This is a genomic window from Frankia sp. CeTa3Moorea (genome assembly GCF_978021225.1).
Genome location: NZ_CDXDOR010000036.1, coordinates 30,876 through 37,824, shown reverse-complemented (window position 1 = coordinate 37,824; position 6,949 = coordinate 30,876). Strand labels below are relative to the sequence as shown.

Genomic DNA, 6,949 nt, shown 5'->3' with positions numbered 1-6,949 from the left:
CCCCAGACCCAGACCCGGCCCCGACCCCAGACCCGGCCCGGTGCAGGCGCCGTAGGCTGGTCGGGTGAACGGCCGCAGCTACGAGGTCCGCACGTTCGGGTGCCAGATGAACGTCCACGACTCCGAACGGCTCTGTGGGCTGCTGGAATCCGCCGGCTACTCCCCGGTCGATCCCGGCGGCGAGGCGGATGTAGTCGTGTTCAACACCTGCGCGGTGCGGGAGAACGCCGACAACCGCCTGTACGGCAACCTCGGCCAGCTCGTCCCGGTGAAGAAGGGCCATCCGGGCATGCAGATCGCGGTCGGGGGCTGCCTCGCCCAGAAGGACCGGGCCGCGATCCTTGACCGGGCACCCTGGGTTGACGTGGTCTTCGGCACGCACAACCTGCACCGACTGCCCGTGCTGCTGGAGCGCGCGCGGCACAACGCGGCGGCCCAGGTCGAGATCGCCGAGGCCCTGGAGGTCTTCCCGAGCTCTCTGCCGACCCGGCGGGCCAGCCATCACTCGGCCTGGGTCAGCATCAGCGTGGGATGCGACAACACCTGCACCTTCTGCATCGTCCCCAGCCTGCGTGGCCGCGAGCGTGACCGCCGGCCGGGCGACGTGCTCGCCGAGGTCGAGGCCCTGGTCGCGGAGGGCGCCCTGGAGATCACGCTGCTGGGGCAGAACGTCAACTCCTACGGGCGCTCCCTGGGAGATCCCGGTGCCTTCGCGAAGCTGCTGGCCGCCTGCGGTCGCGTCGACGGTCTGGAACGTGTCCGCTTCACCTCACCGCATCCGCGCGACTTCACCGATGACGTCATCGAGGCCATGGCGACCACCTCGAACGTGTGCCACCAGCTGCACATGCCGTTGCAGTCCGGGTCGGACACCGTGCTGCGCCGCATGCGCCGCTCGTACCGTCGGGACCGGTTCCTCGGCATTGTCGAGCGGGTGCGGGCAGTCATGCCCGACGCGGCCATCACCACCGACATCATCGTGGGCTTCCCCGGCGAGACCGAGGCGGACTTCGCCGACACCCTCGACGTGGTGCGGGCGGCCCGGTTCTCCGGCGCCTTCACCTTCCAGTACTCGCCTCGCCCGGGCACCCCGGCAGCGACCATGGACGCCCAGGTGGACCGGGCGACTGTAGCCGACCGGTATACCCGGCTGGTGGCCCTGCAGGACGAGATCTCCTGGGCGGAGAACCGGGCCCTGGTCGGCCGGCGGGTCGAGGTGCTGGTCTCGGAGGGAGAGGGGCGCAAGGACGGCGCCACCGGCCGGATGTCCGGCCGGGCCCGGGACGGACGGCTCGTGCACTTCCGCGCGGACGAGGCCGCGAGCTCGCCCACCGGCTCGGGCTCGAGGGCGGGCGGCGCCGCGGTCGCGCCCGCGGTCGCGCCTACGGTGCGCCCGGGCGACGTCGTCGAGACGGTGGTGACGCGGGCGGCACCCCACCACCTCACCGCCGACGGCCCCCTGTGGTCCCACCGGGCGACCCGTGCGGGGGACGCGTGGGCGCTCGGGCGTGACGGTGGCGGTGCGGCCGCCGCGCAGCAGCCGGCAGGCGGACGGCCGATCGTCACCCTGGGCATCCCGTCCCTGCGGCCGTCCTCGCCCGGTCCCGTCGGCCTGGCGTCTGCTGGCCTGGCGTCTGCTGGCGCGGCGTCTGCTGGCGCGGCGTCGGCCGGCGCGGACGCCTGCTGTACTCCGGTACGTCGATGACCCTCGTCGCCGCCGCGGTCTGTCCTCATCCTCCGTTGCTGGTTCCCGAGGTCGGCTGTGGTGAGCCGATCGAGGCACGGGCCGTCGCGGTGGACGCGGTGCGCCTGCTGTGTGCCACCGAGCCGGACACGATCGTGGTGGTGGGTGACGCGGCGACCGAGGTGTCCTACGGCCCCGCCGCGTTCGGGTCGCTGGCCGGCTTCGGCGTGGATCTCCGGGTGGACCTCGGCCCGACCGCGCTGGCCCCCGAGTCGCCGTCTGTCCCGTCGTCGCCCGTCCTACCGTCGCCCCCTCTACCGTTGTCGATCACGATCGGCGCCTGGCTGCTGGGCGCCGTCGGTTGGCCCGGCGCCCGCACCGCCGTCGGGGTGCCCGCGGAGATCTCCCCGGACGGGGCCGTCGCACTCGGATCGCGGCTGGTCGCGGGCTCCGCTCCGCAGGGACGCCTCGCACTGCTCGTGATGGGCGACGGCTCGGCCTGTCGCACGCTGAAGGCTCCCGGCGGGTTGGATCCACGGGCCGCGGCGTTCGACGCGACCGCCGCCGCGGCGCTGGCCGCGGGGGATCCAGCCGGCCTGCTCGCCCTGGACCCGGGGTTGGCCCGGGAGCTGCTCGCCGCGGGCCGGGCGTCCTGGCAGGTCCTGGCCGGCGCCCTGCTCGCCGCGACCCGGGACGGCCCGGGCCCGGGGTCCCTGGGCCCGGGGGCATGGAACAGTGACCTCCGGTATGACGACGCGCCGTACGGTATCGGCTATCTGGTTGCCCTCTGGACACGGGATGTTGCCGAGCGAGGATGAACAGGCAGGAGGAACCGCGCCGGGGGCCGGTGGTGGCGGTCGTGGGGCCGACCGCCGGCGGGAAGAGCGACCTCGGCATCGAGATCGCGCTCGCCCTCGGCGGCGAGGTGGTGAACGCGGACTCGATGCAGCTCTACCGCGGGATGGACATCGGTACCGCCAAGGTTCCCGAGGCGGAGCGTCGCGGGGTGCCCCACCATCTGCTCGACGTGTGGGACGTGACGCATCCCGCGGACGTCGCGAGCTTCCAGGTGGACGCCCGCCGGGTAATCGACGATCTGCTCGCCGCCGGGCGCATTCCGGTGCTGGTCGGCGGTTCCGGGCTCTACGTCCGCGCGGTTCTCGACAATCTGACCTTCCCGGGGACCGATCCGGGCGTCCGGGCGCGGTGGGAGGAGGAACTGGCCCGCGTCGGCGCCCCGGCGCTGCACGACCGGCTGGCCGCGCTGGCACCGCAGGCCGCCGCGGCGATCCTGCCCAGCAACGGCCGGCGGATTGTGCGTGCCCTGGAGGTCGTCGAGCTCACCGGAACCTTCACGGCCACCCTGCCGGAGCACCGCTCGGTCTATGAGGTCGTGCAGATCGGCGTGGATCGCCCCGATCTCGACCAACGGATCACGGACCGGGTGGAGAAAATGTGGGGTGCTGGTTTTCCTGACGAAGTGCGAAGGTTGGTGGAATGCGGCCTGCGGGAAGGCCGAACCGCGTCTCGCGCACTGGGCTATGCCCAGGTTCTGGCCTGGTTCGACGGCGCAATGGACTCCGCTGAACAGGCCAAGCTCGCCACAATTACGGCGACGCGGCGCTTTGCCCGTCGACAAAGGTCCTGGTTCCGGCGGGATAACCGGATAGCCTGGTTGGACCAACCAGATGTCACCCAGGTGCGACGGCTGGTGGGTTCGCTCTGACGGGTGATCGGCCGACCGGGTCGGGGTCGATCGGGCCGCCGCCAATGCGCGGCGTCGCCGGTGGCCGGTGCGCGGCGGCCGGTCCCGCACGGCGTCTGGAGAGATCGATGTGACCGCGCCCACCGCTGATGCTGGTACCCCACCCGATGATGCTGGTACCCCACCCGACCTGACTCTCGTCCCCGCGCTCTACGCCGCCTTCGATGATGGTTCGCTGCGGCTGCACTTCCAACCGGAGGTCGACCTGCGCAACGGGTCGGTGCCGGGGATGGAAGCCCATCCGCGGTGGCTGCACCCGGAACGCGGGGTGCTGGGCCCGGCGGATTTCATGCCGATCGCCGTGGCCGCGGGCCTCGTCCATCAGGTGGACCAGTGGGTGCTGCGGATGGCCGTGACCGAGGCGCGCACCTGGCATCGAATGGCGGTCGGGACGCCGATCCGCCCGCCCCGGTTGTGGGTGAACATCGATGGCCGCCAGCTTGCCAGCCTCGCCTTCGCGGCCGAGGTCGACCGGCTCGTCTCGGGCCGGGTGCTGCCGGCCGGGGCGATCGGCCTTGAGTTCAGCGAGCAGACCCTCGGACTCGCCGCGCCGATGGTGCCCCGGTTGCTGACCCGGCTGCGTGCCCTCGGGGTGGCGATCGCCGTCGGGTCCTTCGGCACGTGGCTGGGCTCGTTGGCCGTGCTCGACCAGCTGCCGTTGAACCTCGTCAAGATCGACGGTCTGTTCCTGCGGGCGACGATGAAGGACCTCGAGGGTGAGGCCGTGCTCGCGGCCATCGTCCGGCTTGCCCACCAACGCGGCCTGCCCGTCGTCGCCGACGATGTCGACACCGCGCGCCTGGCGTCCCGGGTGGTGGATCTCGACTGCGATCGCGCCATCGGACCGGTGTTCTGTCCGCCGGTGCCGGTGGAGGACGCTCGGATGATCGCTCTCGGGCGCGGCCGGCCCGACCGCTGGTACAAGCCGTCGCATTCCGACGACCGGATGCGGGAGTGGGCGCGGGCCGCAGCCGGCTGACGCCGCCGCGGGAGCCCGGTCGTCAGGTGCCGAGCGGCATCCCCCGTACGATCGGCGACGTGCGGGACGAGCTGGGACTGCGATTCGTCAAGGGCCACGGGACGGGCAACGACTTCGTCCTGCTGCCGGATCCCGACGGGGACCTCGACCTCACCGCGGACCTGGTGCGCGCGCTGTGCGACCGACGGACCGGCATTGGGGGCGACGGGGTGCTGCGGGTGGTGCTCTGCGCCGCGGTTCCCGAGGCGGCCGGTCTGGCCGGCCGGGCGCGCTGGTTCATGGACTACCGCAATGCTGACGGTTCGGTTGCCGAGATGTGCGGTAACGGCGCCCGGGTGTTCGCCCGCTACCTCGTCGACGCCGGATACGCCCAGCCCGGACGGTTCCACGTCGCGACCCGCGCCGGGCTGCGGCTCGTCGAGGCCGCGGTGGACGGTGACGTCACGGTCGACATGGGACCGCCGCGGATCATCGACGGACCCGGGGCCCCGGTCACCGTCGCCGATCGTGACTTCACCGCGACCGCGGTCTCGATGGGTAATCCGCACGCGGTCTGCTTCGCCGGCGACCTGGACGTCGCCGGGCTGCGTCGGCTCGACCTGACCCGACCACCATCGTTCTCCCCGGTTGACTTCCCGGACGGGGTGAATGTGGAGATCGTCGTCGACCGGCCGGGTGGGGTGGCGATGCGGGTGTTCGAACGTGGGGTCGGGGAGACCGCGTCCTGCGGCACCGGTGCCTGCGCGGTCGCGGTGGCCTGGGCGGCCCGGCGAGGTGCTCGGCCGGCGGGTGCGCCGGCCGAGGTCGAGGTGGATGTGCCCGGCGGCGGCCTGGTCGTGATCTGGCAGCCGGAGACCGTGCTGTTGCGAGGGCCCGCCGAGCTGGTCTTCGACGGCGTGCTGCGCCGTGCGGAGGTCCACGACCCGGTCGGGTGAGGTGTCCGTTTCCTACAAGACCCGGCCCGCCTGCCGGCCCTACGGTGCCCTCATGCCACCATCGTTCACCCTGACCGGTGTGATCGTCGCTGATATGGCCCGGTCCCTGGCGTTCTACCGCCGGCTCGGCCTCGATCTGCCCGCCGGAGCCGACGCCCAGCCGCACGTCGAGGTGCAGCTGCCCGGCGGTCTACGCCTCGCGTTCGACAGCGAGGCGACCATCCGATCCTTTGATCCGCACTGGTCGGCGGGTACCGGCTCGCCGCGGGTCGGGCTGGCCTTCGCCTGCGACACGCCGGACGAGGTCGACGAGGTCTACGCCGACCTCGTCGGCGCCGGTCACGCCGGCCACCTTCCGCCCTGGGACGCCTTCTGGGGCCAGCGGTACGCGGTCGTGCTCGATCCAGACGGCAACCACGTCGACCTCTACGCCCCACTACCCGTAGTGGCCGCGACATCCGCGACATCCGCGACATCAGCTACCGAGACGTCCAGTTCGTCCTGAACGTTGGCAGTTCGGATGAGACGGGTCGGCGGAACTCCGGCGAGCGCGCGTACCTCCCGGGCGAGGTGCGCCTGGTCGGCGTAGCCGGCCTCGGCCGCCACGACCGCGAACGGGATGCCGGCCCGCGCCGCGTGCAGGGCGTCCTGCATCCGGAGGATCCTGGCGAGCGTCTTCGGGCCATATCCGAAGACGCGCCGGCAGCGACGCAGCAGCTGGCGTTCGCTCAGCCCGACTATGCGCGCGAGGTCGTCCACGGGCGCCCGGGCGCGGGCACCCGCCAGAACGGCGGGAACCAACCGGTCCACGAGCGCCGGGTGAACGGGCCGGGCGATGATCGACGACTCGAATGCGACCAGGGGATCAGCGGCCATGGCGAGCCGCTCGGCGAGTCGCTGCGCCGGTCCGTCGCCCCACAGGTCGGCGAGCGGGATGCGTTGGTCGCGCAGTTCGTCCGCGGCCACTCCGAGGTGAGATGGTCCAGAGCCCGAGTCGAAGCGGAGCCCGACGTGCCGCACGCCTGGTGCCCAGCGCACCAGCTTCGCCGCCGTGTCCGGCCCCGCGACGATCAGATTGGCGTCGGAACTCCAGATGATGTCCATGCATCCGTCCGGCAACACCCGCCGGCTGCACACCAAGTCTGTGTGCCCGGTGCCGCCTGTGTGCCCGGTGCCCTCCGAGGGCCCGGTGCCGTCCGGACGCCGGTCCGCCGTCGTCCGCGTGGTGTCCGGGGGAGTCGGGCGGCCCGAGCTGTCCCAGATCGTCGCGGCGAGGCGGTGGGCCCGTCTCTCGTGGTACTCGTGGTACACGGCGCAGAGGCTACGTCGGCGGGGCGGCAAAACGGTTCGCGATCGACGTGGTGGCGTGGGACCCTGGTTGGCGACGGGATTCGCCGGGAAACGAGGGGGAGGCGCGCCACGAGTGCGGCAGGGTCTTCCGGTCCGGCGGATCCTCCTCGGGCCACCGGGTCGTGGGGCCCGGCCGGAGCAAGCGGCACGGAATGATCGCGGAATGGTGCGGTAGCGGGCCGCGTTGAGAACGGATGGTATGACACTTCCTGCTGACGCCTTCGATGCGTCCACTC

7 protein-coding genes are annotated in these 6,949 nt (G+C 72.3%); 6 read left to right on the top strand and 1 reads right to left on the bottom strand.

The annotated features are described in order from the left end of the window. Positions 1 to 64 precede the first annotated feature (64 nt). From miaB to AC08OV_RS09210, 6 genes are all read left to right on the top strand, one after another. Complete coding sequence (miaB, locus tag AC08OV_RS09235) at positions 65 to 1,705, top strand: tRNA (N6-isopentenyl adenosine(37)-C2)-methylthiotransferase MiaB (RefSeq protein WP_476619544.1); 1,641 nt, start codon at positions 65 to 67, stop codon at positions 1,703 to 1,705. Then, on the top strand, positions 1,702 to 2,502 hold the full coding sequence (locus AC08OV_RS09230; RefSeq protein ID WP_476613593.1) for a class III extradiol dioxygenase subunit B-like domain-containing protein: 801 nt from the start codon (positions 1,702 to 1,704) through the stop codon (positions 2,500 to 2,502). Before miaB ends, AC08OV_RS09230 begins: the two co-directional genes overlap by 4 nt. Continuing rightward, entirely contained in the window at positions 2,499 to 3,410 is a 912-nt protein-coding gene (gene miaA, locus AC08OV_RS09225) for a tRNA (adenosine(37)-N6)-dimethylallyltransferase MiaA (RefSeq protein WP_476613594.1), read from the top strand. Before AC08OV_RS09230 ends, miaA begins: the two co-directional genes overlap by 4 nt. Before the next feature lie 109 nt (positions 3,411 to 3,519). Further along, positions 3,520 to 4,428, top strand: a complete 909-nt coding sequence (locus AC08OV_RS09220; RefSeq protein WP_476613595.1) for an EAL domain-containing protein — start codon at positions 3,520 to 3,522, stop codon at positions 4,426 to 4,428. Between the two features lie 59 nt (positions 4,429 to 4,487). Further along, positions 4,488 to 5,363, top strand: coding sequence for a diaminopimelate epimerase (gene dapF / locus AC08OV_RS09215; protein WP_476619543.1), 876 nt, complete (start codon positions 4,488 to 4,490; stop codon positions 5,361 to 5,363). Positions 5,364 to 5,415: 52 nt separating this feature from the next. Then, positions 5,416 to 5,868 carry a VOC family protein gene (locus AC08OV_RS09210; protein WP_476619542.1) on the top strand — a complete coding sequence of 151 codons (453 nt, stop codon included), beginning with the start codon at positions 5,416 to 5,418 and terminating at the stop codon, positions 5,866 to 5,868. Here the strand turns inward: AC08OV_RS09210 and AC08OV_RS09205 are convergent. Continuing rightward, positions 5,790 to 6,467, bottom strand: a complete 678-nt coding sequence (locus AC08OV_RS09205; protein ID WP_476613597.1) for a helix-turn-helix domain-containing protein — start codon at positions 6,465 to 6,467, stop codon at positions 5,790 to 5,792. The two genes, AC08OV_RS09210 and AC08OV_RS09205, sit on opposite strands and share 79 nt — an antisense overlap. Between the last annotated feature and the right edge of the window lie 482 nt (positions 6,468 to 6,949).

Excerpts from the sequence above, each read along its gene's own strand:
- AC08OV_RS09230 (WP_476613593.1), top strand. The coding sequence starts at position 1,702 with ATGACCCTCGTCGCCGCCGCGGTCTGTCCTCATCCTCCGTTGCTGGTT.
- miaA (WP_476613594.1), top strand. The coding sequence starts at position 2,499 with ATGAACAGGCAGGAGGAACCGCGCCGGGGGCCGGTGGTGGCGGTCGTG.
- AC08OV_RS09210 (WP_476619542.1), top strand. The coding sequence starts at position 5,416 with ATGCCACCATCGTTCACCCTGACCGGTGTGATCGTCGCTGATATGGCC.
- AC08OV_RS09205 (WP_476613597.1), bottom strand. The coding sequence starts at position 6,467 with ATGGACATCATCTGGAGTTCCGACGCCAATCTGATCGTCGCGGGGCCG.